Annotated in this window: 26 protein-coding genes; all 26 read right to left on the minus strand. The window is 36.6% G+C overall.

Annotated features, from left to right (window positions below):
- Nucleotides 1–48: 48 nt before the first annotated feature.
- Nucleotides 49–1,317, minus strand: coding sequence for a tetratricopeptide repeat protein (locus ACSVDH_RS18460; RefSeq protein ID WP_439250992.1), 1,269 nt, complete (start codon nucleotides 1,315–1,317; stop codon nucleotides 49–51).
- 85 nt (nucleotides 1,318–1,402) lie between these two features.
- Nucleotides 1,403–2,323 carry a hypothetical protein gene (locus ACSVDH_RS18465; RefSeq protein ID WP_439250990.1) on the minus strand — a complete coding sequence of 307 codons (921 nt, stop codon included), beginning with the start codon at nucleotides 2,321–2,323 and terminating at the stop codon, nucleotides 1,403–1,405.
- A 196-nt stretch (nucleotides 2,324–2,519) separates the two neighbouring features.
- Nucleotides 2,520–3,815, minus strand: coding sequence for a 3-phosphoshikimate 1-carboxyvinyltransferase (aroA, locus tag ACSVDH_RS18470; RefSeq protein WP_439250988.1), 1,296 nt, complete (start codon nucleotides 3,813–3,815; stop codon nucleotides 2,520–2,522).
- Between the two features lie 43 nt (nucleotides 3,816–3,858).
- Entirely contained in the window at nucleotides 3,859–4,962 is a 1,104-nt protein-coding gene (locus tag ACSVDH_RS18475) for a prephenate dehydrogenase (protein ID WP_439250986.1), read from the minus strand.
- A gap of 117 nt (nucleotides 4,963–5,079) precedes the next feature.
- Entirely contained in the window at nucleotides 5,080–6,165 is a 1,086-nt protein-coding gene (gene hisC / locus ACSVDH_RS18480; RefSeq protein ID WP_439250984.1) for a histidinol-phosphate transaminase, read from the minus strand.
- A 147-nt stretch (nucleotides 6,166–6,312) separates the two neighbouring features.
- Nucleotides 6,313–7,104, minus strand: a complete 792-nt coding sequence (gene trpA, locus ACSVDH_RS18485; protein ID WP_299088356.1) for a tryptophan synthase subunit alpha — start codon at nucleotides 7,102–7,104, stop codon at nucleotides 6,313–6,315.
- Nucleotides 7,070–8,296, minus strand: coding sequence for a tryptophan synthase subunit beta (trpB, locus tag ACSVDH_RS18490; RefSeq protein ID WP_299088354.1), 1,227 nt, complete (start codon nucleotides 8,294–8,296; stop codon nucleotides 7,070–7,072). The genes trpA and trpB overlap by 35 nt, the downstream gene beginning before the upstream one ends.
- Complete coding sequence (locus tag ACSVDH_RS18495) at nucleotides 8,277–8,933, minus strand: phosphoribosylanthranilate isomerase (RefSeq protein WP_439250981.1); 657 nt, start codon at nucleotides 8,931–8,933, stop codon at nucleotides 8,277–8,279. The genes trpB and ACSVDH_RS18495 overlap by 20 nt, the downstream gene beginning before the upstream one ends.
- Nucleotides 8,926–9,690 (minus strand): indole-3-glycerol phosphate synthase TrpC, encoded by a 765-nt coding sequence (gene trpC / locus ACSVDH_RS18500; protein ID WP_299088349.1) that lies wholly within the window; start codon nucleotides 9,688–9,690, stop codon nucleotides 8,926–8,928. Before trpC ends, ACSVDH_RS18495 begins: the two co-directional genes overlap by 8 nt.
- Nucleotides 9,683–10,702 carry an anthranilate phosphoribosyltransferase gene (gene trpD, locus ACSVDH_RS18505; RefSeq protein WP_439250979.1) on the minus strand — a complete coding sequence of 340 codons (1,020 nt, stop codon included), beginning with the start codon at nucleotides 10,700–10,702 and terminating at the stop codon, nucleotides 9,683–9,685. Before trpD ends, trpC begins: the two co-directional genes overlap by 8 nt.
- The gene (trpE, locus tag ACSVDH_RS18510) at nucleotides 10,671–12,212 is read right to left on the minus strand and encodes an anthranilate synthase component I (protein ID WP_439250977.1); all 1,542 of its coding nucleotides are present in this window, start codon (nucleotides 12,210–12,212) and stop codon (nucleotides 10,671–10,673) included. Before trpE ends, trpD begins: the two co-directional genes overlap by 32 nt.
- 394 nt (nucleotides 12,213–12,606) lie before the next feature.
- Nucleotides 12,607–12,975: a chorismate mutase gene (gene aroH, locus ACSVDH_RS18515; RefSeq protein ID WP_299088343.1), complete on the minus strand. Its 369-nt coding sequence runs from the start codon at nucleotides 12,973–12,975 to the stop codon at nucleotides 12,607–12,609.
- Entirely contained in the window at nucleotides 12,972–14,066 is a 1,095-nt protein-coding gene (aroB, locus tag ACSVDH_RS18520) for a 3-dehydroquinate synthase (RefSeq protein WP_439250974.1), read from the minus strand. The genes aroH and aroB overlap by 4 nt, the downstream gene beginning before the upstream one ends.
- The gene (gene aroC, locus ACSVDH_RS18525; protein ID WP_439250972.1) at nucleotides 14,066–15,238 is read right to left on the minus strand and encodes a chorismate synthase; all 1,173 of its coding nucleotides are present in this window, start codon (nucleotides 15,236–15,238) and stop codon (nucleotides 14,066–14,068) included. Before aroC ends, aroB begins: the two co-directional genes overlap by 1 nt.
- A gap of 79 nt (nucleotides 15,239–15,317) precedes the next feature.
- Entirely contained in the window at nucleotides 15,318–16,094 is a 777-nt protein-coding gene (locus ACSVDH_RS18530; RefSeq protein ID WP_439250970.1) for a CheR family methyltransferase, read from the minus strand.
- Between the two features lie 317 nt (nucleotides 16,095–16,411).
- Nucleotides 16,412–16,858, minus strand: a complete 447-nt coding sequence (ndk, locus tag ACSVDH_RS18535) for a nucleoside-diphosphate kinase (RefSeq protein WP_299088336.1) — start codon at nucleotides 16,856–16,858, stop codon at nucleotides 16,412–16,414.
- 113 nt (nucleotides 16,859–16,971) lie between these two features.
- Nucleotides 16,972–17,934 (minus strand): heptaprenyl diphosphate synthase component II, encoded by a 963-nt coding sequence (gene hepT, locus ACSVDH_RS18540; protein WP_299088335.1) that lies wholly within the window; start codon nucleotides 17,932–17,934, stop codon nucleotides 16,972–16,974.
- Nucleotides 17,935–18,057: 123 nt separating this feature from the next.
- Nucleotides 18,058–18,771 (minus strand): demethylmenaquinone methyltransferase, encoded by a 714-nt coding sequence (locus ACSVDH_RS18545; protein ID WP_299088334.1) that lies wholly within the window; start codon nucleotides 18,769–18,771, stop codon nucleotides 18,058–18,060.
- Nucleotides 18,772–18,773: 2 nt separating this feature from the next.
- Complete coding sequence (locus tag ACSVDH_RS18550) at nucleotides 18,774–19,556, minus strand: heptaprenyl diphosphate synthase component 1 (protein ID WP_518616851.1); 783 nt, start codon at nucleotides 19,554–19,556, stop codon at nucleotides 18,774–18,776.
- Nucleotides 19,557–19,902: 346 nt separating this feature from the next.
- Entirely contained in the window at nucleotides 19,903–20,127 is a 225-nt protein-coding gene (gene mtrB, locus ACSVDH_RS18555) for a trp RNA-binding attenuation protein MtrB (RefSeq protein ID WP_299088329.1), read from the minus strand.
- Between the two features lie 223 nt (nucleotides 20,128–20,350).
- Nucleotides 20,351–20,917 carry a GTP cyclohydrolase I FolE gene (folE, locus tag ACSVDH_RS18560; RefSeq protein ID WP_299088328.1) on the minus strand — a complete coding sequence of 189 codons (567 nt, stop codon included), beginning with the start codon at nucleotides 20,915–20,917 and terminating at the stop codon, nucleotides 20,351–20,353.
- A 252-nt stretch (nucleotides 20,918–21,169) separates the two neighbouring features.
- Nucleotides 21,170–21,448: a non-specific DNA-binding protein Hbs gene (hbs, locus tag ACSVDH_RS18565; RefSeq protein WP_034332307.1), complete on the minus strand. Its 279-nt coding sequence runs from the start codon at nucleotides 21,446–21,448 to the stop codon at nucleotides 21,170–21,172.
- 477 nt (nucleotides 21,449–21,925) lie between these two features.
- A complete protein-coding gene (gene spoIVA, locus ACSVDH_RS18570) occupies nucleotides 21,926–23,404 on the minus strand; it encodes a stage IV sporulation protein A (protein ID WP_299088320.1) in 1,479 nt (492 codons plus the stop codon).
- A 260-nt stretch (nucleotides 23,405–23,664) separates the two neighbouring features.
- Nucleotides 23,665–24,390 carry a YphF family lipoprotein gene (locus tag ACSVDH_RS18575; protein WP_439250965.1) on the minus strand — a complete coding sequence of 242 codons (726 nt, stop codon included), beginning with the start codon at nucleotides 24,388–24,390 and terminating at the stop codon, nucleotides 23,665–23,667.
- Nucleotides 24,391–24,408: 18 nt separating this feature from the next.
- Nucleotides 24,409–24,609, minus strand: coding sequence for a DUF2768 domain-containing protein (locus ACSVDH_RS18580; RefSeq protein WP_439250963.1), 201 nt, complete (start codon nucleotides 24,607–24,609; stop codon nucleotides 24,409–24,411).
- Between the two features lie 748 nt (nucleotides 24,610–25,357).
- A complete protein-coding gene (locus ACSVDH_RS18585; RefSeq protein WP_439250961.1) occupies nucleotides 25,358–26,389 on the minus strand; it encodes an NAD(P)H-dependent glycerol-3-phosphate dehydrogenase in 1,032 nt (343 codons plus the stop codon).
- Between the last annotated feature and the right edge of the window lie 46 nt (nucleotides 26,390–26,435).

Raw genomic sequence — 26,435 nt, forward strand, 5'->3', positions numbered from 1 at the left:
TTACTTTGATAATTCCACAAAATAAAAATAAAATCCTTCTTTTCTCACTTAAAACTCATCTTCTAATTGTAGCAATATCTCACCAATTTCGACATTAGAAGGATCCTGCCTTAAAATTCGTCCAAAAACTTCCTTTGCTTCCTTTCTGCGACTTTCCTCCATTAAAAAGTACCCATATTCATATAGAAAATCTCGTTGATCCTTGAAAGAATTATATGCTAGTTGATAATGGTTTAATGCCTGTGTATACTCTTCTTTTTGGTGATATGCTCGGGCTAAATTCCATTCAAATTGAGGATCTTCTTCTCCATATTTTTTACATTCACTTATGACATCAATCACATCATCAAATTCCTCTTCCTGAAGAAAGATATTAGTTAATGTAATTGCAGCCTCTATATGACCAGGATCTATCGCAAGTGATTCCCTTAACAATTGTTTAGCATCATTCATATACCCCGATTTAATCGCCACCTTCGCGCCATACAGGTATAATTCCTTGTTGTATTCATCAAACTTAATACCCTCTTGAACGGTTTTAATACTCTCTTGTAATAGGCCTTCCTGTTCATAAGCCTTTGCTAAATATAAATATAGTGATGAATAGTGGGGATCTGCTTCTTTTAGCTTAAGAAATTGTTGAATCGCTGTTTTTGAAAATCCCCCTTGGTAAGCCGTAAATGCATATCCAAATAATGTAGTAAGATCCTCATGTTTGTCTGCTGCTTGTTTGTAATAATCTAATGCCTCTTCAAATTCCCCAATTGAACTCAAACACTCCGCTAACCGTTGATCAATAAAAACGCCTGAAAAGGAATCACTCTCCTTAATGATCGTTTCATAATAAGGAATTGCGTGTTTATATTGTCCCTGGTGAAAGTAAAACTCTCCTAATGCAAAATCAATGACTGGCTCATCAGGTAATAACAATTTTACCTCCTGCAATTTTTGCTCACTTACTTCTGCCAGACCTTGCATTTGGTATAAATCAGCCAATAATAACAGTGCTTGAGGATATGCCTCATCTTCTGTTGGAATTTGATTTAATAATTCAATCGCTTGCTCTTCCTTTTCTAGATCTAAATATAGCTCTGCTAAAAACAATGTAATTTGGGTTTCCTCAGGATAAAGAAAATGAAGTTCTTCGATAATGTCATGTGCTTTATCAATGATTCCCCATTGAAAATACTGATCAGCAAGTTGGAGTTTTTCTTCGTCATGCAATGTCGGCAAAATATTTGCCAATAAATTTAATCCTTCTTCAGTTTCACCTTTATTTACAAGATTAATTGCTTCGTTTAGTACTTGATTAAACATAGTTCTTCCTTTCTTCTGAACAATGGTAAATACATGGTTGTTATCTTTAAAATCTATATTGTATAGTGTATATCTTTATCATACATCAAAAGGATACTGATTGTGGTATGAAACGACCTGAAATCGGAATAAAACATTCTACCCCTATTCCAGGAATAAAAGAAGTTTCTCCATCTACATTCATTATTCTTCCTTGATGTACAGTTATCGTAGGATGTTGTTCTATAGCATGAATAACTGGTTTACCATCGGTATGATACCTTATTTCACCTAGTTTGTACAAATTATAGTTTACTTGGCCGCCAACGCGAATATCACCTTTTTCAGGATAAATGCCTAACCTCATCAACACATCTTTTGACAATGGTACTCCTTCTTCTAAAGGAGATACAATTGAAGAAAGGCGATGCTCTTTCATGATTCGTTCCCAATGAAGAAGTTGTTTTGGCTTTTTATTAACGAATTCATTCTTTTCCTTAAGAAAAGGAATAAGTGTAATCGGGTTTGAAAACATTGCATCTCTAATCCATCCCCATGATTTTGAGGATAGTTTGTCAGTCTCATCAATTTCAACAAAAACCACTGCTATTTGTTGTTGCTTGCATTTTCTAATCATTGAAGGAGAAAGTAATTTTAATGGAATTTTAATACCGATATAATAATCAATTGGAGAATTAATCATTTGATGTCTCTTTTGTTTTAATGTTGCACCTAATTCGTGCTCAAAATGAATATCTACAACTGTTAAAAGTGATGTACAACCTTTTTTCATGTAGTGATGAATCAAATTCTGTTTGAATTGTTGAAAATGAAGTAATGAGTGAAGAGAAAAATCAAGCATGACATATCCTGGGGTTAATAAATATGAACTCATATCCATTCGCATAAATCGAATATTATCCATTGACTGCCGCATAAACTCAATTTTGTTTTTATTAATTAATATAGAGGTTTTTTCCAATCCATTTGCCTTTACAATTGTTGCGTTGTCTATAATATACCTCATCAGACACCCCACCTTCCATCCTCTTAAGACAAGCTATGAAAAAAGGGGCATATTTATTACAATCATTGGAGATTTTTTTATAAGAGGTAAGGGAAGTGTTATAAAGAAAGAGACAGCTTATCTATTTGAAAATCATAACGATTCATAAAATAAATAAAGCTATTCTCTTTCTTTGTAAGTAAAAATGAATGTACGATTATTTTGTTAACAAGGATAGATGCTCAAAAAACGATGGATATGATACACCAATCGCATTAGAATCATGTAATTCAATTGGTTCATCAGTAATACATGAAGCAATCGCAAGCATCATACCTATTCGATGGTCACCATGACTAGAAACAGCTGCATTACCTGTTAATTTGGTTTTACCGGTTATCACCATACCATCATCCGTTGCTTTAATCGTTGCTCCTATTTTTGATAATTCACCGACTACAGTATCGATTCGATTCGTTTCCTTCACTTTTAACTCACTTGCGTCCTTAATGATCGTCTCACCTTCTGCTTGTGTAGCTAGTAAGGCAATGACCGGGATTTCATCAATTAATTTAGGAATTAAATCACCGCTGATCGTTGTTCCCTTTAAAGTGGACGTTTTTATCAAAATATCTGCAATTGGTTCAAACGTCTGATCTTGTTGCGGAATAATTTCAATGGTTGCACCCATCATTTTTAATACATCAAGTATTCCTGTTCTTGTAGGATTAATTCCAACATTTTTTAGGAGAATTTCACTATTTGGTACGATTGCCCCTGCCACAAGGAAAAAAGCAGCAGATGAAATATCACCAGGGACAAAGATATTAGTCGCTTTTAATCTTTGTCCTCCTTTTACTGTTGCTGATCTTTCATCTTCATTAACTTCTACACCAAACGCTCTAAGCATACGCTCTGTATGGTCTCGTGATTTGTGTGGCTCTGTTACCGTTGTTTCTTCTAGGTTTGTCTGTAAGCCTGCCAAAAGGACTGCTGACTTAACCTGTGCACTTGCAACAGGTGATTCATAATGAATACCCTTTAAACTCGTACCGCGGATTGCTAATGGCGTATATTGGCCATCTTCTCTCCCATCAATTTTTGCACCCATCATTCTTAATGGTTTTGTTACACGTGACATAGGTCTTCTCGCTATAGACTCATCCCCAATAATGCATGAATGGAAATTTGCCCCTGCCAAAATCCCCATCATTAATCGGGTAGTGGTACCTGAGTTTCCTACGTCTAAAATCTCAGAAGGTTCTTTTAATCCTTCCAAGCCTTTCCCTTCTACTGTTACAAGTCCTTCCTGAATGTCGATTGATACACCCATTTTACGGAAACATGAGACAGTGCTGAGACAATCAGCGCCCATTAAGAAATTTTTAATTTCGGTTTTTCCATTTGCCATAGCACCAAACATGACAGCTCGGTGTGAGATTGATTTATCTCCTGGTACTTCAATCGTACCTGCTAAGCTAGTAACCTTGGATAACTTTAATACATCTGTCATTTACTCCACCTCTATTTATTACATATCAACTAAGACCGCAAATTTAAATGATAAAAGTATCATAATTTGAATATTTACTAATGCAGTCTATTGCCCGTTCTCGATCACGTTCTGTTTGGAAGCTGAGCCTTAATACACCATATATCTCTTCTCGCGTTTCAATGATACGTATATTGGTTAAACTAATCTCTTCCTTCGCTAAATATCCAGTAATTTCAGAAATAATACCCGGATAGTCAGGTACATCAACAAATAAATCATAAAACGACGGGATAGCACCTTTTTGTTTTTCCGGCAAACCGTCACGATATTGCTTTGCATGTTCAAAATATGAATACAGTTGATCCGCTTCTTCATTTGCTACAAGACTTTTTACACGGTTCATCTCGGCAATCCACTCATCAAAAAGTTCTAACAATGGCCTTTTGTTTTGTAATAAGATGTCTCGCCACATTGCTGGGTTACTAGAAGCTATTCTCGTTATATCACGGAATCCGCCAGCTGCTAGTCTTTTTACTAGTGGAAATTCTTCTTCATGGTATTCTGCTTGGCACACCAAGCTTGCGGCAACAATATGCGGAAAATGGCTGATTATCCCTGTTACCTTATCATGTTCTTCAGGAGTCATTTCTATGAAATTTGCTTTTGTCCCCTCAAGAACATCGGTTAAACGAGCGAGGTCTTGCGGAGTTACATATTCAGACGGGGTTAATATGTAAAAAGCATTTTCAAACAAATGGGGTTTTGCGGCTAAAATTCCCGACTTATGTGAACCAGCCATTGGATGGCCGCCGATGAATTTAATTCTACCATTTAGATACTTGTTTGCACATTCTACGATCTGAGCTTTTGTACTGCCAACATCGGTAATAATTACGCCTTGCTTCAATTCAGCGGAATGCAGCTGCTCAATGATTTTGATCGTTTGCTCAACCGGTGTAGAAATAAAAATGATATCAACATCCGTTAAATCCGGAATAAGCGCAGCTGAAATTTCGTCAATTGCTCCAATTTTTTTGGCAAGTGAAGCTTGGTCTTCATTTATATCAAACCCAATGATATGAATAGCAGGGTTTTTTCGTTTAATAGCTAATGCAATAGACCCTCCTATTAAACCAAGTCCTATTAAATAAATTTTTTTCACCATCAAAATCACCTTTTTTGCCTATCAATCTAAGAGGCTATTCATCGAATAAGTACGGGTTAAAAAGTTTTGGGGTCTGACCCTGGATTGAGACAGCCCCTTAAAATGAACAATAGAAAATTAATTAAGAACAAATTCCTTTAAAATCTCAATGATTTCTGCATTTTGCTCTTCAGATCCCACAGTTATGCGTAAATGGGTTGGAAATCCTAATGCATTACCGGACCGAACTATATATCCTTTTTTAAGCAGTGCGCCAAACACTTCATCCGAATCACGTTTAAAGTCAATCAGGATAAAATTCCCTTCCGATGGATAATAATCAAGTCCCTGTTCTTCACAAAATTTGTAGAACTGTTGCAGCCCTTTTTTGTTTTTTTCCTTACAGTTAGAAATAAAATCAAGATCATCTAGTGCGGCAATTGCAGCAGCTTGTGCAACACGGCTTGTATTAAATGGTTCTCTTGCCGGTTCTATTTTTCGAATCAAGTCAGCATTGCCAATTCCATAACCGATACGTAATGCAGCTAATCCATATGCTTTTGAAAATGTGCGCAAAATCATTACATTTGAATAATCCTTTAACAATGGCACAGTTTCCGGATAATCTTCAGCAGCTACATATTCATAGTAAGCCTCATCAACGACAACCAGCACATGTTTAGGTACCTTATCTAAAAATTCAAGCAGAGCTTGTTTTTTTACATATGTACCAGTCGGGTTATTTGGCGTACATACCCATATCACTGTGGTGTTTTCGTCAATTTGATTAAGCATTGCATCAAGGTCATGATCTCCATCTACCAGTGGAACTTCACGAATTTCTGTTCCCTCGATTATGGCATTATGCTTATATTGAGGAAATGTCGGTGTTGCCATAACCGTATTCGTTTCTGAGCTTAATAAAGCTCGACAAATAATTTGCACAACTTCATCTGACCCATTCCCAAAAATTAATTCATCCTCATTAACGCCTAAATGATTAGCTACCTTTGTACGTAGAAGGGCACTGTATCCGTCAGGATAAATCGCTAACTGATCAAGTTCATCGAGTATCGCTTGTTTTGCCTTCTGTGAGCATCCGTACGGATTTTCATTAGATGCTAGTTTTACTACCTTTGTTAAATTGAACTCCTTTTTCACTTCCTCAATCGGTTTTCCTGGTTGATATGGTTTTAAACTTAGTAACTGCTTTTTTACTTGCAATGCCTAACACCTCTCCTACTTTACATGAAACTTGAGATCTGAGGGGTTAACTCCCTCTGACCATGCTGATTCTTATCTTAATGAGAAACTTTGGATAATGCAATAAAATCATAAAAATAGACTTTTTGAATTTTCATTTCTTTCGTTTTATGATGCGAATATTTTAGCGTATTCTCTGAATTCATCAATTGCCTTACTTCGAGTTGTGTCGTCTGTTAATTCCTGCTGCAATCGTTCGATCTCTCTCACTAATGCACTTCCTACGACAACACCATCACAAATAGTTGCCAGTTCCTTTACCTGTTCTCTTGTGGAAACTCCGAAACCTACAACAACAGGCACATGGCTGTATTGTTTTACTTCTTCTAAGAATGACGTTATCGCACGATCAAAGTTGTTTCTGACCCCTGTAACACCTAAAGAAGATACGCAATAAATAAAGCCTTCTGCATTTTCCGTTATCATTTTTATTCTGCTTGATGAGGTTGGAGCAACAAGTTGAATAAATGAAATAGAATGCTCTTTACATTTTTGGCGAAGTTCTTCACTTTCTTCAAAAGGTATATCAGGTACGAGTAAACCATCAATGGTATTTTCTCGCAGTAAAGCGAAAAAGGATTCCTGTTCTAATTGTAACACAGGATTGTAATACGTAAATAGAATAATCGGAATATTTACTCCCTTTTTTCTCATTTCAGGAACAAGCTTGATTGCTTTTACGATATTCATCCCGTTCTTTAATGCTCTTGTAGAAGCCTTCTGAATAACTGGACCATCAGCAACCGGATCCGAATAAGGGATTCCCAACTCAATTGCTGCCGCTCCTGCTTCTTGCAGTGCAACGGCTAAATCAATTGTCGCTTCACTATGAGGGTCACCAGCAGTAATAAACGGAATAAATAGTTTATTTTGCAGTGGCTGCTTGAAGAGTGTTTTCATGCTTTTTCTCCTCCTTATAATGATTCATTAAGGTGTGGACATCTTTATCTCCTCTGCCTGATAGACAAATAAGAATGCTTTCATGAGGTGCCATTTGTTTTGCATGTTTAAAAGCAGATGATAGGGCGTGTGCCGATTCAATCGCTGCAAGGATGCCTTCTTCTTTTGCCAGTAATTCAAGAGCTTGTAATGCCTCTTTGTCTGTTATACTTTCATATTTCACTCTACCCGTGCTTGCAAGATGAGCATGCTCAGGTCCGATACCAGGATAATCTAAACCTGCTGAAATTGAATAAGGTTCGATAACTTGTCCATATTCGTCTTGTAATAAATAAGTTAACGATCCGTGTAGAACACCCTTCGTACCTTTCGTAATGGTTGCAGCATGCATATCAGTTTCAACTCCCATGCCGGCTGCTTCTGCTGCGACAAGTTCAACCTTTTCATCTAAGAAAGCAGCAAACATCCCGATTGCATTACTTCCACCGCCAACACATGCCACTACTTTTGATGGATGCTCACCTTCTAAATCGAGAAATTGCTGTTTCGCTTCGTCACCGATAACACGCTGAAACTCTCGTACAATGTAAGGGTATGGATGCGGACCAACGACAGAGCCAATAATATAAAAATGGTCTTCACAATGTTGAACCCAATACCGCATTGCCTCATTTGTCGCATCCTTTAATGTCTTATTACCACTAGTAACAGGAATAACTTCTGCTCCGAGCAGCTGCATGCGGAAAACATTTAATTGTTGACGTTTCACATCTTCTTCACCCATAAACACTTTACATTCCATCCCGAACTTTGCTGCCACCGTTGCCGTTGCAACTCCATGCTGTCCTGCACCTGTTTCAGCAATAACCTTTGTTTTGCCCATTCTTTTTGCAAGCAGTGCTTGACCAATTGCGTTATTAATTTTATGTGCACCTGTATGATTTAAATCTTCTCTTTTAAGATAGATTTTTGCACCGCCAAGTTTTTCTGTCACATTCCTTGCATACGTAACGGTTGTCGGTCTGCCAGAGTATTCCTTTAATAAATAATGATACTCCTCTAAAAATGCCGGATCTCTCATTGCTTCAATATGGGCTTGCTCTATTTCAGCTAATGGGCTCATTAATGTTTCAGGTACGAATCGCCCGCCAAAATCACCGTATCTTCCATTTTTATCTGGATAAATTGACATACTTTAACACCCTTTCTTCAACTTGCTTGATCTTATCCTTGCTTTTTTGTTCATCAACTTCAATACCGCTAGATAGATCTATCCCTTGTGGGTTATAGGTTAATAGCTTTTCTATATTATTCTCATTTACTCCGCCGGCAATAAAACAAAGCTTGTTATTAGTCTTAGTGAACGTTATATAGTGTGGAACTGCTGACCAGTCAAAGCTTACACCAGTACCACCCCACTGACCTTTCAACCTGGAATCAATAATAAATCCATCAACAATGTCTTGATATTCTTTCATCTCCTCCAAGGTATTTGGATGATGATGAAGCGCCTTCCACACTGTACCTTTAAATGTATCTCTTACTTTCTTAATCTCTTCAACTGACTCATTACCATGAAATTGAATAACATCAATCGGAACTTCTGTGAGTACTTGATTGATTTCTGCTTCAGATGGATTTACAAATACCGCAACTAGTTTTTTCCCTGAAAGATTCATTTCACTAATCCAGGCCTTTACTGCTTTAGGATCTACTTTTCGTTTGCTCTCAGCAAAAATAAATCCAATATAATCAGCTTGTGATTGGGAAACAAGTTTTAAATCCTTTAAAGAACGCACTCCGCAAAATTTCAATAACGGTTTAGACATTGATTTCTTCTCCAAATAATTCTTTAATCGCTAATGTCTGATCATCTTTTCTCATAAGCGATTCTCCAACTAACAATGCCTTTGCCCCAAATTGCTTAACAAGATCAATATCATCTTTAGTATAAATGCCGCTCTCACTAACAAGCAATGTATCTTTAGGAATGATTGACACCATATGTTCCAACTGGTCAATATTCGTTTCAAACGTTTTTAAATTACGATTATTGACGCCTAAGATTTTCGGAGTGATAACACTTAATACTTGCTCAAGCGTTTGACTGTCGTGAACCTCTACAAGTATATCTAATTGTAGTTCTGACGCATATTGATAAAGCTCTTTTAATAATGACGGTTCAAGTGCTTCACCAATCAATAAAACTGCATCAGCACCAATCCGTTTTGCTTCATCCACCTGAATAGAATCAATGATAAAGTCTTTTCTTAATATTGGCAGGTTTACAGCTTTTTTTACCGCTGTTAAATATTCTCGTGCTCCTTGAAAGTAGGGAGCATCTGTTAAAACGGATAAACAGTCTGCCCCACCTTTTTCATAAGCCAAAGCAATCTCAACCGGGTGAAAATTCTCCTTTATTAATCCTTTTGAAGGTGATGCCTTCTTTACTTCAGCTATAAGAGCTAGTTCCCGTTTAGGGTTCTTTAAAGCTTGATAAAATGAACGATGAGGCAGCTTCTCATCATCTGGTAAGATAAGATTTTTGATTTCTTCCTTTTTGGTTTCAATGATTTTATCAAGCATAATGTTCCTCCCTTTGATGGCGCAATGTTTTTAATTGCTGAAGTGCAAGACCGCCACGAATCGCTTCCTTTGCAAAAATGACCCCATCGGCTATTGATGGTACATAGTTTGCTACATATAAAGCAGCAGCTGCATTGACCGCCACAATATTCTCGGCACTTTTTGGTCCGGTGCCCCTAAAAATCGCTTCGATCAGCTCCGCACTTTCCTTAGCATTATTCACCTTTAATTCTTCTATATCTCCAATAAATAACCCAACATCATTTGGGTGTAAAACATATCTAGTGATTTCACCGTTCTTAAGTTCTACAACATCTGTTTCAGCTGAAATAGAGATTTCGTCAAGTCCATCACGTCCAGTCACAAGTAAGACATGCTCAGAACCTAGACGCTTTAATGCTTCAGCCATTTTCTCAGCATATTCCGTAGAAAATACACCAATTACCTGCCTTTTAGCATTAGCAGGATTAGCTAACGGTCCTAGCAAGTTAAAGACTGTTCTAAATCCGATTTCTTTTCTTGGATTCACAGCATGTTTCATCGAAGAGTGGAACACTGGTGCAAATAAGAAGCTCATGTTTTGATCATTTAGGCTTTTAATGGCTTCTTCATGAGATGTTTGGATATTAATTCCCAATGTTTCAAGAACATCCGCACTACCGCTCTTAGACGAAAATGCGCGGTTTCCATGTTTCGCAACTTTTACTTTTAAAGCTGAGACAACGATTGCTGCAGCTGTTGAAATATTAAATGTTGAGGCGCCGTCTCCACCAGTACCACATGTATCTATCACATCATTGTCATAGTAGATCGATGTCATATGGTTTTTCATCGATTTTGTAAACCCGACGATTTCATCAACAGTCTCACCTCTAAGTCTCAAAATGGAAACGAGGCTGGCAATTTGACTTGGTGTAGCATCACCTGCCATGATTGAATTCATTACTTCTTCAGCCTGTGTTTCCGACAATGTTTTTCCTTCAATACATTTTGCTAGCAGCTCTCTCATCATGCATGACCTCCTCATTAAACACCTTTTCAGCTAATTGGATTGCTTTTAACATAGCACTTGCTTTATTACAAGTTTCCTTCCATTCAAGCTCAGGAACACTGTCAACAACTATTCCTGCTCCAGCTTGTACATAAGCAGTATTATTTTTTACAGTTATCGTTCGTATTGTTATACAGGAATCAATATTCCCATCAAAACCAACGTAGGCAACACAGCCTGCATAGCTTCCTCTTGCAGTAGGTTCCAATTCCTGAATAATTTGCATTGCCCGAATTTTTGGAGCACCTGAAACAGTACCTGCCGGGAAAGAAGAAAGCAATGCATCTATTGGGTGAACATCATCTCTTAATGTTGCTGTTACTTTTGATATTAGGTGCATGACATGGGAAAAGCGTCCAACTTCCATTAATGTTGGTGTCGTTACCGAACCGTATTCTGCGACTCTTCCAAGGTCATTACGAGCAAGGTCAACCAGCATATAATGTTCCGCTTTTTCTTTTTCATCATTTTTTAATTCCTCTTCAAAATATTGATCTTCTTCAAATGTTTTGCCGCGTCTTCGTGTCCCTGCTATTGGATGAATTTCAAGATGTTTATTTTGAATATAAATTAACCTTTCAGGCGAGCTGCCGACTAGCTCTGTATCGTTAAAGCGAATATAAAATAAATAAGGAGATGGATTCACAATTCGTAAGATCCGATAAAGAGAAAAGCCGTCTGTTGAAATAGGAATCTCAAACCGTTGTGATAAAACGCCTTGAAAAATGTCACCAGCACGGATGTATTCCTTCACCTTTTCGACATCTTCTAAAAACTTGCTCTTCTCATAATTTGATTTGATTTCATCAAAATTTACATCAAATTGATCTGAAACAGGTAATGGCAAATGCTCAGGCTGTTCCTTCTGCTTTAGCTTGCTAATATACTTATTCATTTTTGCTTCAGCGAGCTGAAAAGCTGCCTGGAGATGTACTTCATCTTCATCACCATTTACCCGCTCATAATGGATGAAATAGAGCTTCTTCTCATGATGATCAAATGCGATCACGGTTTCACATACAAAAAACATACAATTTTGCTGTTTTAGGTCATCAGTTTCATGCTTTTCAACCTTTTCCAAAATTGATACCGTATCATAGCCGATATAGCCTACAGCACCACCGACAAATGGAATATCTAATTCCGGTAATTTAATAGCCAAATGGTTTTGAAGATGTTCAAATGTTTTTGTTAGAGATGTTGATTTCGATAACGTTTTTCTCTGTTCATTTAAAATTGAAAATTCTCCATGGTTTTCTTCAACAAATAAAAACGGGTTTAACCCAATAAATGAATAGCGTGACCAGCTTGATTCAGCATCCTTGCTCTCTAACAAGTAAACAGCCTCATCCTTAAAAAGCTGAAACAATTGGATGGGTGTAAATGTATCAACGATAAATTGCTTTACAATGGGGATTGTTCGATAATGTTTGCTATCTTCACAGAAAGCAGAATAAGAAGAAATTTTCAAGGTTACTCACTCCTCCAATCAATATGGAGAATGAGCATTTAGGAGGTTATAAAATTGAAGATGTTCAGCACTATGTCAATTCTTTCCATCTATACATCAAATCAACGTTTTTTGTTGTCATTCATAATAAAAAATATGACAAAACGATTTGAAGAAAGAAAAACCCAAAAACCAGCTCGATTTTTGGGTAGACTTGTGCCGTAAAAAATAAAACCTCAGCTAAACTAACTCATTCTCTGCTACCCTATACTAAACTACTCAACTCTTCTACTAACAATCTTCCTTATTATGTTATTATAGTACACTAATAAATGTCAAGTTCAATGTGAGATTGTTCAGAATCTTCCCACTTATTCATTGCCTGTTATTTTTACTTTACTTACAGAGAAGTTTTTTATTTAGTAATTGATAGATCAGGTCTAAGCTTTACAGCTTCTTCCAAATATACATGATTTATATTCTCTTGTTTTTCACTTGTTTCAACTGTCATCATAATCCTGATACACTTTGGTAAGCTATTAGGAACAGGAATTTCCTGCATACACATGACTGGTACGTATTTCCACCCTTCAAGTGATCTAAGCGCTTTTGCAGGAAATGTTGCTGTAAGATCCTCTGTTACCGTCATAATAACCTGTGCAACATTTTCTGGCTCGATTTTATTTTTTTGAATCATTTCGTGAATTAACTCTTCAGTAGCTTTTAACATAACGGTTTCTTCGTTTTCGTTTACAGTTGTTGCTCCGCGAATTCCCCTAATCAACCCTTGTCACCTCGTTTTTCCTCTCTCCACTCATTAAGCAGAGAATACAGCTCACCTTCAGAAAATATCTCAGAAGTTGTTACACCGATTTCCTTTAGTAAGATCATTGTCAATTGATTAGATTTTGTCTTTTTATCTTTTTTCATTTTGTTTATCAATTGCTCAGTAGTTTGCGATTCAGGAACTTCTATTGGAAAACCAATTTCTTTAAACCATGAAGATAATTCTTCATACGGAAGAGATGCACCAAGGGTTTTATTGCTTAACCACGTAGCAAACAGCATTCCGATTGCCACACAATCTCCATGTGAAAGCTTACCATAGCCTGCCTCAGCTTCTATAGCATGACCAAGTGTGTGTCCAAAGTTTAAAATCGCACGAAGTCCTAATTCCTTTTCATCTTTAGATACAACATCTGCTTTTATTTGAATGCCTTCAAGAATCATTTTTTGCAGCTTTTCGGTTGTAATGTCATCTAAACGCCTTACTTCAGCAAACAAAAAATGAAAGAGCGGTTCACTTCGAATGAGGGAATGCTTGATCACCTCAGCAAATCCAGATCTCATTTCGCTTTCTGGAAGGCTTTGTAAAAAGCTGCTGTCGTAAACAACTGCTTTTGGCTGATAAAAAGCTCCGATCATATTTTTCCCTTCAGGATGATTGATCGCCACTTTACCACCTACAGCACTATCATGAGCTAAAAGTGTAGTTGGTACTTGTATAAAAGGGACACCCCTCATATAAGTGGCAGCAACAAATCCAGTTAAGTCGCCAACCACTCCTCCGCCAAAAGCGATGATCACAGATTTTCGATCGAGTTCCTGTTTTAAAGCATAGGAATGAAGCTCATAAAACATCTCAAATGATTTTGCTGCTTCACCGCTTTTGATCACATACTTGTAAGTCGCCCATTCACGGCCAATATGGTCTTCGAGCACATTTTCGTAAAGTGCATCGACATTTGTGTCGGTTATAATCAAAACTTTAGACGGATTAAGGTTTCTTAAAAGATTGGGCAGTTCCTTGATTGCGCCATTGCCAACAATAACCGGATATGTTTCATCAGTCGTGTTGATCAAAATAGATTCCATTAGAATTCCCTCGTATGTTCACGCATTTTTTTGATATTTTCTTTAATTAGATCCATTCGATCAACACCAAACTGCTCGACAATAGCATTGGCAATTTCCCATGCTACAACGGCTTCTGCCACAACACTTGCCGCAGGAACTGCACAACTATCAGAACGTTCAATACTTGCTGTGAATGGTTCCTTTGTATCAATATCTACACTTTGCAATGGCTTATACAATGTTGGGATTGGTTTCATTACACCTCTTACAACAACTGGCATACCTGTTGTCATACCACCCTCAAAGCCGCCTAAACGATTTGTTTTACGTGTGTAGCCTGATTCTTCTGACCATATAATCTCATCATGCACTTGGCTGCCAAATTTGCGGGCAGCTTCAAAACCGATGCCAAATTCTACCCCCTTGAAGGCATTAATACTGACAATTGCACCAGCAATCTTACTATCAAGCTTACGGTCATAATGTACATAGCTGCCTATACCTGCAGGCAGACCTTCGACAACAACCTCAACGATCCCTCCGATTGAGTCGCCATTTGCTTTTGCCTGATCAATAGCTTCCATCATTTTTGTTTCAGCTTGACGATCATAGCATCTTACCGGAGATTTTTCTGTAACAGCTAATAGATCGTCAATATCACGATATTCCGTATTTTCTGCTCTTACACCGCCAATTTCCAGGACATGTCCAACAACTTTTATATCTAATTCAGATAAAAGTTGTTTTGCTAAAGAGCCAACAGCAACTCGAACAGTTGTTTCACGTGCTGACGAACGTTCAAGTACGTTTCTCATATCACGATGGCCATATTTCATCGCACCTACTAAGTCAGCATGTCCAGGTCGAGGGCGGGTAATTTGACGCTTAACCTCTTGCTCTTCTTCAGAAGTAATCGGCTCTGCCCCCATTATTTTTGTCCAATGCTTCCAATCCCTGTTTTCCACTACCATGGCAATTGGCGAACCTAATGCTTTACCATGTCTTACTCCGCCTAATAGTTGAACTTGATCCTTTTCAATCTGCATTCTTCGACCACGGCCATATCCTTTTTGTCTTCTTGCCAAATCCTTATTTATATCTTCTGCCGTTAAATTTAATCCAGACGGAACACCTTCAACAATTGCCGTTAATTGAGGTCCGTGAGATTCTCCAGCTGTTAAATACCTCATATCGTTCTCTCTCCCTTCAACGCACTAACGCTTTTAAGTACAAATATATCATACCTATCATGAAAAAAATAGCAGATTTTTAACACTTTTGATAAAAAAACGTATCCACAGACGAAAGTTGATAACGCTCTGCGTGAAAAATTTGTTCGGTACTGCCAACAAAAAAAATTCCTCCACGCTTTAAAGCATTGCTAAATTTTCTAAATAGAATTTCTTTTGCTTCTTCCGTAAAATAAATTAATACATTGCGGCACACAATTAAATCAAATTGTTTGTCAAATGAATCGGCTAAAAGATTTTGCCGTTTAAATTGGACAGAATTTATGATTTGATCACTAATTTTATATTTTGTCCCTTCTTGTTTAAAAAATTTTCTTTTCATTTCGTTAGGAACTTCATTTAGCGACCGTTCAGGGTAAATTCCAATTTTGGCTCTTGCAAGGACATTTTTATCAATATCTGTTGCTACTATTTTCACACTTGAAAGTGGTACGATTTTCGACAAAATCATCGCAATGGTATAAGGCTCTTCACCTGTAGAACAAGCAGCACTCCATATTTTTAAGCGGCTATTTTTTTCTAACAGGCGAGGAAGTATTTTTTCTTCGAGCACTTGCCAACGTTTAAAATTCCGATAAAACTCAGAGACATTAATTGTCATCCGGTCCAAAAATTCATAATATAATTCATTCTCCTTACTTATTCCGTTATAAAAATCTCGAAAAGATGTAAAGCCCTTTTTCTCATACAAAGATACTAACCGTCTCTTCATTTGAGCTTCCTTGTAGAGGGATAAATCGATTCCAGATTTTTGTTTTATTTTGCCTATAAACTGTTCATAATCATGATCAACCATTGATAACTCTCCTACCATATGACAATCCGATAATCACTCTAGAATAATTTATAGTATATCTTAATTTTGCAAGAATTTGCGCAATTTTTAAAAAGAAATTAAATTCTTGATTTTTCAAATAAGAAAAGCGCAAGCGCCTTGATCAGCCTAGGGCAAATAAGACCCTCATAGAAGGCGTTCTTTGCCTTCAATTCTAAATTGGCTAGACACCCTGGAGGGGCTAGGCGCTAGCTGGAGATGGATGTCAAAGCGCTATCCACAGTCCAAGAATTTTTTAATTTCGCTAAGCAATAAAAAAAGCTAGCAAATGCCAGCTCTTAGTATATCCAACCATTTATTAATTTGTCATATTCAACAAGCTCATTTTCATTAAAAAACAGCGCTATTTCTCGGGCTGCGCTTTCAATAGAGTCAGACCCATGAATAATATTCTTGCTCACAAACATACTGTAATCACCGCGGATTGTTCCTGGTTCAGCATCTTTAGGATTTGTTTTACCCATCATTTTACGAGTTAATTCAACTGCATTCTCACCCTGCCAAACCATAGCAAAAACAGGTCCAGAGGTAATAAAGCTTACTAGATCTTCATAGAAAGGTTTTCCCTTATGCTCTCCATAGTGCTTCTCGGCTAGTTCAACTGGAATTATCATCAATTTTGCACCAACCAGCTGCAAACCCTTTCTTTCAAATCTACTAACAATTTCACCGATGAGCTGACGTTGAACACCATCAGGTTTCACCATTAAAAATGTTTTTTCCATATTATATTCTCCATCCCTTTGATTTTTATGTATAGGCTTTCACAAGCCCAAGAAAATGATAACATGTATAAAAGGGATTATCAATAAAAGGATGGAGAAAAATGCTGAGACAATTAAAATTTTCTTTTTCCAATATACTTTGCAATGCTATAAAGTGTTGATCTAGCACGATTTTTTGGTAAGGTCTCAAGAATCGCAAACGCTTTTTGAAGATATTTATCACTTACACTTGCAGATCTTTTTATAACATCCGATTCTAAAATTCTTTTTATTAACGATTGTATTTCATCAGGTCTGGTTTCATTTGTTATCTTTTCAATTTCTGCTTTCATAGATGGATCCTGCAATCCAAATAAAACAGGGAGAGTAATATTTCCTTGGAGAAGATCACTGCCAACCGGCTTTCCTAATTCTTTTTCAGTTGAAGTGAAATCAAGAATATCATCTGTTATCTGAAAGGACATCCCAACATAATAACCAAACCAATAGAGTTTTTTATGTATTTCTTCAGAGGCGCCTGTTGAAATGGCACCTAATTGACAGCTCACTGCAATTAATAAAGCTGTCTTTCTTTTTATTCGTTTTAAGTATGTTCGCAATGATTGATCATATCGGTATTTATCTTTAATTTGTTCTATCTCGCCTAAGCAAACTTCTACAATGGTTCGGGATAAAATTTGATGGGCTAAAGGATCATCAATATTTGTGATGACCTCTAAGGACCTGGCTAACAAGTAATCTCCAGTATACATTGCAATACGATTATCCCATTTCGATTTAACAGTCGGCTTACCTCTGCGAAGCTCTGCATCATCAATAACATCATCATGAACAAGTGATGCCATGTGAATCGTTTCCAGAGCAACTGCAACATATTTAACCCGCTGAATATCATAGTTTCCAAACATAGAAGAAAGAAGGACAAAAACTGGCCTAATTCGCTTACCTCCTGCCTGAAGAAGCTCTAAATTCGCTTCTCTAAGTAAAGGATGCTGGGAAATAGCTGTTTTTTCAAGCTCTTGTTCAATTATTGTAAGGTCTGTATTCAAAAACGAATACAATGCTTTAAATTTCATACTCTTCACCTAAATACATCTTATTGTTAACATGTTAACCATTTTTTTGAAAAATCGGCAGGAAGATCAGGCCAGATTTATTGAAGGAACAAAAGCGCAAGACGCTAATCATTCGGCGACTGACTATAATTTATTCGGCTTAACCCCTAAATGCATAGCTGCAACGCCACCTGTAAATGGCTTAATTTGGATTTGGTCAAAGCCTGCTTCCTTAAACATTTGAGCAAGCTCTTCCATCCCTGGAAACTCACGAGCAGATTCCTGTAACCATGAATACTCCTTATAACTCTTTGCAAAGATCTTTCCAAATAAAGGCATTATGTAACGGAAATAAAAAAAGTAACCTTGCTTAAACAGCGGTGCTGTAGGTTGCGAGGTTTCTAAACATACCGCCTTGCCGCCTGGTTTCAATACACGGTTCATTTCTTTTAATACCTGCATATAATCAGGGACATTTCTCAAGCCAAAGCCAATGGTCACAAAATCAAAAGTTTGATCCTCAAATGGAAGGTTCATTGCATTTCCATGTACTAATTCAACGTTTGATAACCCAAGCTCATCTACTTTTTGCTTGCCGACTTTAAGCATATTTTTACTAAAATCAACCCCGATAACATGTCCATTAGGACCAACCTCATCAGCCAGAGCAATGCTCCAATCAGCAGTTCCACAACATACATCAAGCGCTTTTTGTCCCGGCTTAACTTGCATCCGTCTCATTGTTTCTTTTCTCCACGCTTTATGACGTTGAAAGCTGATTACTGAATTCATTTGGTCATAGTTTTTATAAATTTTTTCAAATACTCCATGGACTCTTTCTTCTTTTGATTGATCCATTTTTACAACCCTTCTTCCACAGTCTTTTTTAAATGTAATGTTTCATGAAAATGAATGGATTGCAATCGTTTAAACAGTAGATCTTTCATTTCCGGAGTAAAAAAACCTGACTCTAAAAGAGAAATTGTCTCCTCAAAATAGTTTTTGCAAGCATTATTCAAAAACGTGAGGGAAAATGGACTTTTATAAAATTGGTTTTCTGGTAGCTTTCCTTCATTCTCTAAATGAAATTTTTCATGAGATAGTCTTTTATAGGTTAAAAAATTAGTTGATAGCAATTTCCAGTGATTTAGTTTCAAAAGATCAGCAACCCTATTGAATAAAGTTGTTTCAACGATCAAGAGACTATCTAAAATAGATTGCATATTTGCATGGTTATCGTGATAAAGACTTATTTTATGTTCATTGATTTCCCTAATGGCCATTGCTAAAGCACGAACCATTTTAAAATCTTTCACTTCCGAAAGCATAAAATAATATAGACCACTATAATAATCTCCAGCTAATACCGTTAATTGCCTTTGAACAAATTCTGCAGTATCAATATCGTGTTCTACGGTAACATTGTCATGAGTATCAAGAGCAATTTGCACAAGCATTACCGTTATAATATAACTTTCTTTTATATCATCTGAAAGGTCTATCTCATCAAAAATTGCATAAAATAGCAACAGTTTATCCTCATCTAGTTTTGGTAAAGATACGTACTTTTCCAAATAAGGATGTGCGAGTTTCTCCCTTAACGCTATTTTCATTTCCGCTAATTTTACATAGATGTCCTGCAAATATATCACCCTTGTCCCCAATTTAACATTCTCTCTATTGATTATTATACTGCTTCATTTCAAGTAAAAGAGACATTGATCAAAGTTCCTGTAACCTAGCAGTTAACGTGGAAAAGGGAGCTGCTCCTCTACCATTTGTTCACAAAACCTATATTCCACATTAATTTATGTAATAATCTGGTCATTTATAAAATTCGTTAGTTAATTGTGTATGTAAATGAAATTTCGATCCATAAAAAGATAAAAGCACAATCAATTATAACACACTCTTTTAGATTTGTTCTTATATAATCTTCATTCAGCATTTACACTATTAATAAACGCAAATAAAAGCAGGATACCCTGCTTATTTTCTAGACTCACTTTCTAATTCCCCAATACTTGTTTGAATTAGTGCTTTACCTCTTATTTTAATGGCAGAGGTATGTTCCGTAAACTGAGCGATCATTACTTCCCCTTTATCCAGTTTTTCAGAGTGATGAAATCGTGTATCCGAACCTCTCGTAAGACCAATTACATTTACGCCATCTTCAATAGCTTTTATCACAACAAAGTCATTTTTTTGATTCATGCTAACACCTGCCCGTTACAGTTTATCTTTTAACAAGTAAAATACTTACACGCTGCTGCTAATAGAAAAAATTCTATATCCTATCATACCATTTAATAATTAAGAAAGACTATCCTAATGTTTTTAAACCCGTTAATTCATTAAAAATATGTATGTAAATGTTTTATAAACGTTATACTATTCCTATTTTTGATAGCATAGCGGGCTTGGTATTCTTCATTATTTATCCTTTTATTAGGGATAATACTTCTGCTCTGGCAGCTTCATCTTTTCTGAAGATTCCTCTTACGGCGGATGTTACTGTTTGGGAGCCTGGCTTTTTTACGCCTCTCATCGTCATACACATATGCTCTGCCTCAACCACAACCATCACTCCATGTGGATCAAGAGATTTATTTATGCTATCAGCAATGGTAGATGTAATTCTTTCTTGTAATTGGGGTCTCTTTGCAACTGCCTCTACTGCTCGGGCAAGCTTACTTAAACCAGTCACCTTGCCGCCTTTAGGAATATATGCTACATGTGCCTTTCCATAAAACGGCACTAAATGATGTTCACACATTGAATAAAAGGGGATGTCTTTTACTAAAACAAGTTCCTCATGATCCTCACCGAAAATGGTTTTAAATTGTTCAGCAGGATCCTCATTCAACCCGCTAAAGACTTCAGCGTACATTTTTGCCACTCGTTTTGGAGTATCTAGTAAACCCTCACGTTCAGGATTCTCTCCTATCGCTTCAAGAATCATTTTTACAGCCAGTTCTATTTTTTCAAAGTCCACTTGTCCCATTTCAATCCTCCTAATCAATTGGATTTGATTCAGATTCTAGCATAAATATGGAGATAAAAGCAAAATATAGAAAGTAATTATCTATGTTTTTCGTCTTTACCACCTGATATATAGAAAAACTGAATGCACCAAGATTTTATTTTAAAAAGTTGAACAATCTTTATGATACAAAAAGCAAATGAAAAGCCCCTTTAAAAGGGGCTTCTGTGAAGAATGGTTGTATGTAATGTGTATTACATGACAAGTAATAACTTATTTTCCTGCTACAGCATCTTTAAGTGCTTTACCTGGTTTGAAAGCAGGCACCTTGCTTGCAGCAATTTCAATTTCCTCGCCAGTTTGTGGATTACGACCTTTACGAGCCGCGCGCTCACGAACTTCGAAGTTACCGAAACCGATAAGTTGTACTTTATCACCATCTTTTAGTGCATCTAAAATTGTATCGAAAACAGCATCAACTGCTTTAGTTGCGTCTTTTTTAGATAATTCACTAGCTTCTGCTACTGCGTTGATAAGTTCTGTTTTATTCATGCCTTTCACCTCCTCCCAAAGGGATGGAATTCTTTAGTCTCATTTCTTCACAGTTTTGTTCATTTCTATACATGATAGAGCGTGAAATTACTATCAACACGCTTATCTTATACGATTTTTTTACATAATTCAATGATTTTCATCATGAATATTGGTGTTTTAGGAAGAATCGACCAAAAGAGAAAATAATTTCTGTAAAAAGATTAACACAATCAAACTGGCGAATCAAGTTTTATCCTAATAAAAATCCAATTATATCAACGTTTCTTTGTCAGATTAGGAACATACATTCTCTTTTTGTGTTGAAATCATCAAATTATGTTACATTTATGTAAATGCTATCTCAATATATGACATTTACCGCTGTACTTTTTTCAACTTTATTTCAAATTTTAAAAATTATTTTTTTAAAATAATAACTTTAAATATTTCCTTAAATTAACACATAAAAAAAGACCTCAAACAGAGGTCAACATGTTATAGGATGATGGCAATTAATCCACCTGAGCCTTCGTTTATAATTCTCTCTAATGTTTCTTTTAGCTTATATCGTGCATTTTCTGGCATTAAAGAAAGCTTAGCTTGAATTCCTTCACGTACGATTGAGCTTAGGCTGCGTCCAAAAATATCAGAATTCCAAATGGATAAAGGGTTATCTTCAAAATCCTGCATTAAGTAACGAACTAATTCTTCTGATTGCTTTTCAGTTCCAATAATTGGTGCGAATTCGGACTCAACATCAACTTTTATCATATGGATCGAAGGTGCTACAGCTTTTAAACGTACTCCAAACCTAGAACCTTGGCGAATAATCTCAGGCTCATCAAGACTCATATCAGACAATGCTGGTGCTGCGATTCCATATCCGGTCTGTTTGACCATTTTCAGGGCATCTGCCACTTGATCATACTCCGCTTTAGCATAAGCAAAGTCTTGCATTAATTGGAGCAAATGATCCTTTCCGCGAATTTCTACTCCGACAACTTCTTTTAAGATCTGATCGTATAAATCATCAGGAGCATATAAATCAATCTCGGCAATCCCTTGCCCCATTTCAATTCCCGCTAAGCTTGCTTTGTTAATAAAATCATATTCACTAAACTGCCCAACCACGCGGTCAACATCACGAAGCCGCTTAATATCCTTCACTGTGTCTTTTACTGCTTCCTGATAGCTCTCACGGAGCCAATGATTCTCTCTTAATACCATTACCCAGCTTGGCAGGTTAACATTTACTTCTAACACAGGGAATTCATATAATGACTCTCTTAACACATTGATAACGTCTGACTCCCTCATGCTCTCTACACTCATTGCCAGCACTGGAATATCATATTTCTCATAAAGCTGTTGACGAAGGGCTTCTGTTTCAGGATGATGAGGACGAACCGTATTAATAATCATAATAAACGGTTTACCCACTTCTTTTAATTCTTCAATGACTCTTTCTTCCGCTTCTAAATAATCCTGACGCGGAATATCACCAATTGAACCATCAGTTGTTATCACACAACCTAATGTAGAATGCTCTTGAATTACCTTACGTGTACCAATTTCTGCTGCCTCATGAAAAGGTATCGGTTCTTCATACCACGGAGTATTAATCATACGAGGACCATTTTCATCCTCATAGCCTTTTGCCCCTGGAACAGTATAACCTACACAATCTACTAATCTAATATTAACATCAAGTCCCTCATCAACATGGATGCACACTGCTTGATTTGGAACAAATTTCGGTTCAGTTGTCATGATTGTTTTACCAGCTGCACTTTGAGGCAATTCATCTTGAGCTCTAGCTTTATCAGATTCATTTTCAATATTAGGCAGTACAACTAACTCCATAAATTTCTTAATAAAAGTAGATTTACCTGTTCTAACTGCCCCAACTACTCCTAAATATATATCGCCACCAGTTCGTTCAGCGATATCCTTGAAAATATCTACTTTTTCCAAGTGATCCCCTCCCGATCATACATTATTGGGATAAAGCTTATCCGTCTTCTAATAGGACACTATATATGTATGACGTTGTCCTATTTATTTATGACTTCGCCAGCAAATTTTTTTCCAATATCGATTTTTCATCTATCCGTAAAAGTGAAAAAAGAAAACCCTTCTTTTAGAGAGTATTCTCTTGAAGAAGGGTTCATGACTTTTTTATAAGATTTTTTTACATCCATGCGAAGGAGATTCAACTATAACAACCAAACCTGCTACTCATTCTCTTTAAAAACCGGTTCTCCTTGATCATCAATCGTATATGGCAACGAATATGCAGGAACGAAGTATGTATCCTTTACTAACAAGTCACGGATGTCATCGCCTGGTTTATATGAATGATCTTTTTCTTGAAGTGCCTTAAATAAGTCAATTCGATAATCTACATATATTTCTGCTTGATTATTAATTACTAATGGTAAATGTTCACCCGAATATGGACTTTCAATTGTTGGCGCTTTATCATAACCTAGCTTTTTATAGTCTAATGTATAAATATCCTTCGTAATAAGCTCTTTCATCGGAGGATAGCCATTAGATTGTCGATAAACATCTATTCTGATTGCCAGCTCATGTATGGCTTCAGAAATACGCAAATCAATTAATTTGACGGTTGGATTTTCTTCCACATCTACAAGTACATATGAATAAACACCACCATTTTCATAGGCTGTACCAGGTGGTTCTGCCATATATTTTGGTGAAAGTGTGGTAAAATCAATCGGATACTTTTGATAGATTGGTGTTGACATATCCCTTGTCTTGATCGGAAGCAAGCCGCCGGACTCCTCTCGAAAACGATCGACTGCATTTTGAACCGCAGCAATTTGGTCTTCATAAGGAATCGTATTTTTTTCTAATTTTTCATCTGGATATAAACAGCCAGCTAAAAGAATACAACATAAAATCCCTATCATTATTTTCAAAAAATTCATCTGCATAACTTCCTTTTATTTTCCTTATTCATTAACAGGTCCGCTTAATACAACAAATAAAATGATAATTCCTGCTAGAATCATAAACAAATAGGCTAAAATTGTAATGATAATCTTTAGAAAACCCTTTAATTTAAAGCGACTTAAATAAATTAACAAAATAGAAATAAACATAAACCCCATAGATGCAAAAGAAATCCACATTTTCATAAGGGCTGCACTCATTTTTACTGATTCCTCCTTAGAACAAAAGCGCAAGCGCCATGCACAGCCTTGGGCAAATAAGACGATTTAGAATAGAAGCCGTTCTTTGCCTTTAATTCTAAATTGGCTAGACCCTAGAGGGGCTAGGCGCTGGAGCTGGATGTCAAAGCGCTTTCCACAGTTCAAAAATTTTATAATTTACGCTAAGCAATAAGAAAAGGGGAAGCGCGTTGTTCTTTTTAATTATTAATTCAATCCACGGTCGATTATAATACACAATGATTAGCTTGTCCAAACCAAGGAGGTGCTGCCCCAGGCTTGCCAGTCCCTGTTATGTGAAAGCGTAATGATCTAAAAAAGTAAAAAAACTGAAGTAAAGAGGGGACGATCTTTACTTCAGCAGCAAGGTGAACGACTAAATAGTACCCAACAATAAGAACAACTCTTATTTGACTACGTTGCATTTTATGCGGATATAAATGGTTTTGTATCCTCTAATGCCTAGATATGCCGTGTAAACTTTACAAGTTAGGTTTAATTAATGTTCAGGCAACCAAGGAAGGGATCATTTAGCTAGTCATCCGCGGGATTTGCTCGCAGCTTTTATACCTTATAGGATATTGTTCCCTTTTCATAATTCTTGGTATTATATGCTGGAAAATTTTGATTGTCACCGTTGGGTTCACATAACAGACTAATTTTTTTTTGTCATTCCCCTTTTTTCTTCCAACAGTCTCTTTAAATGGCAATCGATATGGTTCATAGTATATTAGCGATTTTCCATAATGTTAACAAGGTCTTCCATTTCGTGCGTTTTTACTCGTGTCATTAAGGAATCAACCGCAAGTTTAGGCTCTTGACCATTAAATAAGACATTATATAGCGCCTCCGTTATCGGCATTTTAACTTCATATTTTTGAGCAAGCTGATAGGCTGCTTTTGTTGTACGTACACCTTCTACGACCATTCCCATATTTTCTAAAACTTCTTCTAGCTTTTGACCTTTACCAAGCAAGTTTCCGGCTCTCCAATTTCGTGAATGAACACTTGTACATGTAACAATTAGATCACCAATTCCAGTCAATCCCGAGAATGTTAATGGATTGCCTCCCATCATACTTCCTAAACGAGCAATTTCAGCCAATCCGCGTGTAATAAGAGCAGCCTTAGCATTATCTCCATAACCTAGGCCATCAGATATACCTGCAGCCAAAGCAATAATGTTTTTTAAGGCACCACCAATTTCAACACCAATAACATCGGGGTTGGTATAAACTCGAAAATTTGAATTAATGAACAAATCTTGTATGTATTCTGCTGCTTCCATATTTTTAGAAGAGGATGTAACAGTAGTAATATGTCTTTGGCTAACCTCTTCAGCATGACTTGGCCCTGATAAAACAACAACATCTTTTAATAAATGACTGGGCATTTCAGCTTCGATAATTTCTGAAATGCGCATTAGTGTATCAGGCTCAATCCCTTTACTTACGTGAACAATGGTTATTTTGTCATTAAGTACCTTAGAAATGTCGTTTAACACACCACGAATAGCTTTCGTTGGAACAGCCAGAACTACAGTACGCGCCCCTTCAAGGCTTTGTTTCAAATTTGAAACCCCTTTGATGTTTTCTGGCAATTCAACTCCTGGGAGATATTTTTCATTTTTTCTTTTTTCATTAATTTCATTTATTAATTCGGGACGGTGTCCCCAAAGTTTAACTTGATGTCCATTATCAGCGAGTACAATAGCTAAAGCCGTTCCCCAGCTACCTGCTCCTAAAACAGTAATCTTCTCCATATGATCACGCTCTTTTCTTCGAAAATGAGTTACAATGCTTTAACAG

This window comes from Metabacillus sp. Hm71 (genome assembly GCF_051842955.2).
Lineage (GTDB): Bacteria > Bacillota > Bacilli > Bacillales > Bacillaceae > Metabacillus.

Excerpts from the sequence above, each read along its gene's own strand:
- ACSVDH_RS18460 (WP_439250992.1), bottom strand. The coding sequence starts at position 1,317 with ATGTTTAATCAAGTACTAAACGAAGCAATTAATCTTGTAAATAAAGGT.
- ACSVDH_RS18465 (WP_439250990.1), bottom strand. The coding sequence starts at position 2,323 with ATGAGGTATATTATAGACAACGCAACAATTGTAAAGGCAAATGGATTG.
- aroA (WP_439250988.1), bottom strand. The coding sequence starts at position 3,815 with ATGACAGATGTATTAAAGTTATCCAAGGTTACTAGCTTAGCAGGTACG.
- ACSVDH_RS18475 (WP_439250986.1), bottom strand. The coding sequence starts at position 4,962 with ATGGTGAAAAAAATTTATTTAATAGGACTTGGTTTAATAGGAGGGTCT.
- trpA (WP_299088356.1), bottom strand. The coding sequence starts at position 7,104 with ATGAAAACACTCTTCAAGCAGCCACTGCAAAATAAACTATTTATTCCG.
- trpB (WP_299088354.1), bottom strand. The coding sequence starts at position 8,296 with ATGTCAATTTATCCAGATAAAAATGGAAGATACGGTGATTTTGGCGGG.
- ACSVDH_RS18495 (WP_439250981.1), bottom strand. The coding sequence starts at position 8,933 with ATGTCTAAACCGTTATTGAAATTTTGCGGAGTGCGTTCTTTAAAGGAT.
- trpC (WP_299088349.1), bottom strand. The coding sequence starts at position 9,690 with ATGCTTGATAAAATCATTGAAACCAAAAAGGAAGAAATCAAAAATCTT.
- trpD (WP_439250979.1), bottom strand. The coding sequence starts at position 10,702 with ATGATGAGAGAGCTGCTAGCAAAATGTATTGAAGGAAAAACATTGTCG.
- aroB (WP_439250974.1), bottom strand. The coding sequence starts at position 14,066 with ATGGAATCTATTTTGATCAACACGACTGATGAAACATATCCGGTTATT.
- aroC (WP_439250972.1), bottom strand. The coding sequence starts at position 15,238 with ATGAGGTATTTAACAGCTGGAGAATCTCACGGACCTCAATTAACGGCA.
- ACSVDH_RS18530 (WP_439250970.1), bottom strand. The coding sequence starts at position 16,094 with ATGGTTGATCATGATTATGAACAGTTTATAGGCAAAATAAAACAAAAA.
- ndk (WP_299088336.1), bottom strand. The coding sequence starts at position 16,858 with ATGGAAAAAACATTTTTAATGGTGAAACCTGATGGTGTTCAACGTCAG.
- hepT (WP_299088335.1), bottom strand. The coding sequence starts at position 17,934 with ATGAAATTTAAAGCATTGTATTCGTTTTTGAATACAGACCTTACAATA.
- ACSVDH_RS18545 (WP_299088334.1), bottom strand. The coding sequence starts at position 18,771 with ATGGATCAATCAAAAGAAGAAAGAGTCCATGGAGTATTTGAAAAAATT.
- mtrB (WP_299088329.1), bottom strand. The coding sequence starts at position 20,127 with ATGAATCAAAAAAATGACTTTGTTGTGATAAAAGCTATTGAAGATGGC.
- folE (WP_299088328.1), bottom strand. The coding sequence starts at position 20,917 with ATGGGACAAGTGGACTTTGAAAAAATAGAACTGGCTGTAAAAATGATT.
- hbs (WP_034332307.1), bottom strand. The coding sequence starts at position 21,448 with ATGAATAAAACAGAACTTATCAACGCAGTAGCAGAAGCTAGTGAATTA.
- ACSVDH_RS18575 (WP_439250965.1), bottom strand. The coding sequence starts at position 24,390 with ATGCAGATGAATTTTTTGAAAATAATGATAGGGATTTTATGTTGTATT.
- ACSVDH_RS18580 (WP_439250963.1), bottom strand. The coding sequence starts at position 24,609 with ATGAGTGCAGCCCTTATGAAAATGTGGATTTCTTTTGCATCTATGGGG.
- ACSVDH_RS18585 (WP_439250961.1), bottom strand. The coding sequence starts at position 26,389 with ATGGAGAAGATTACTGTTTTAGGAGCAGGTAGCTGGGGAACGGCTTTA.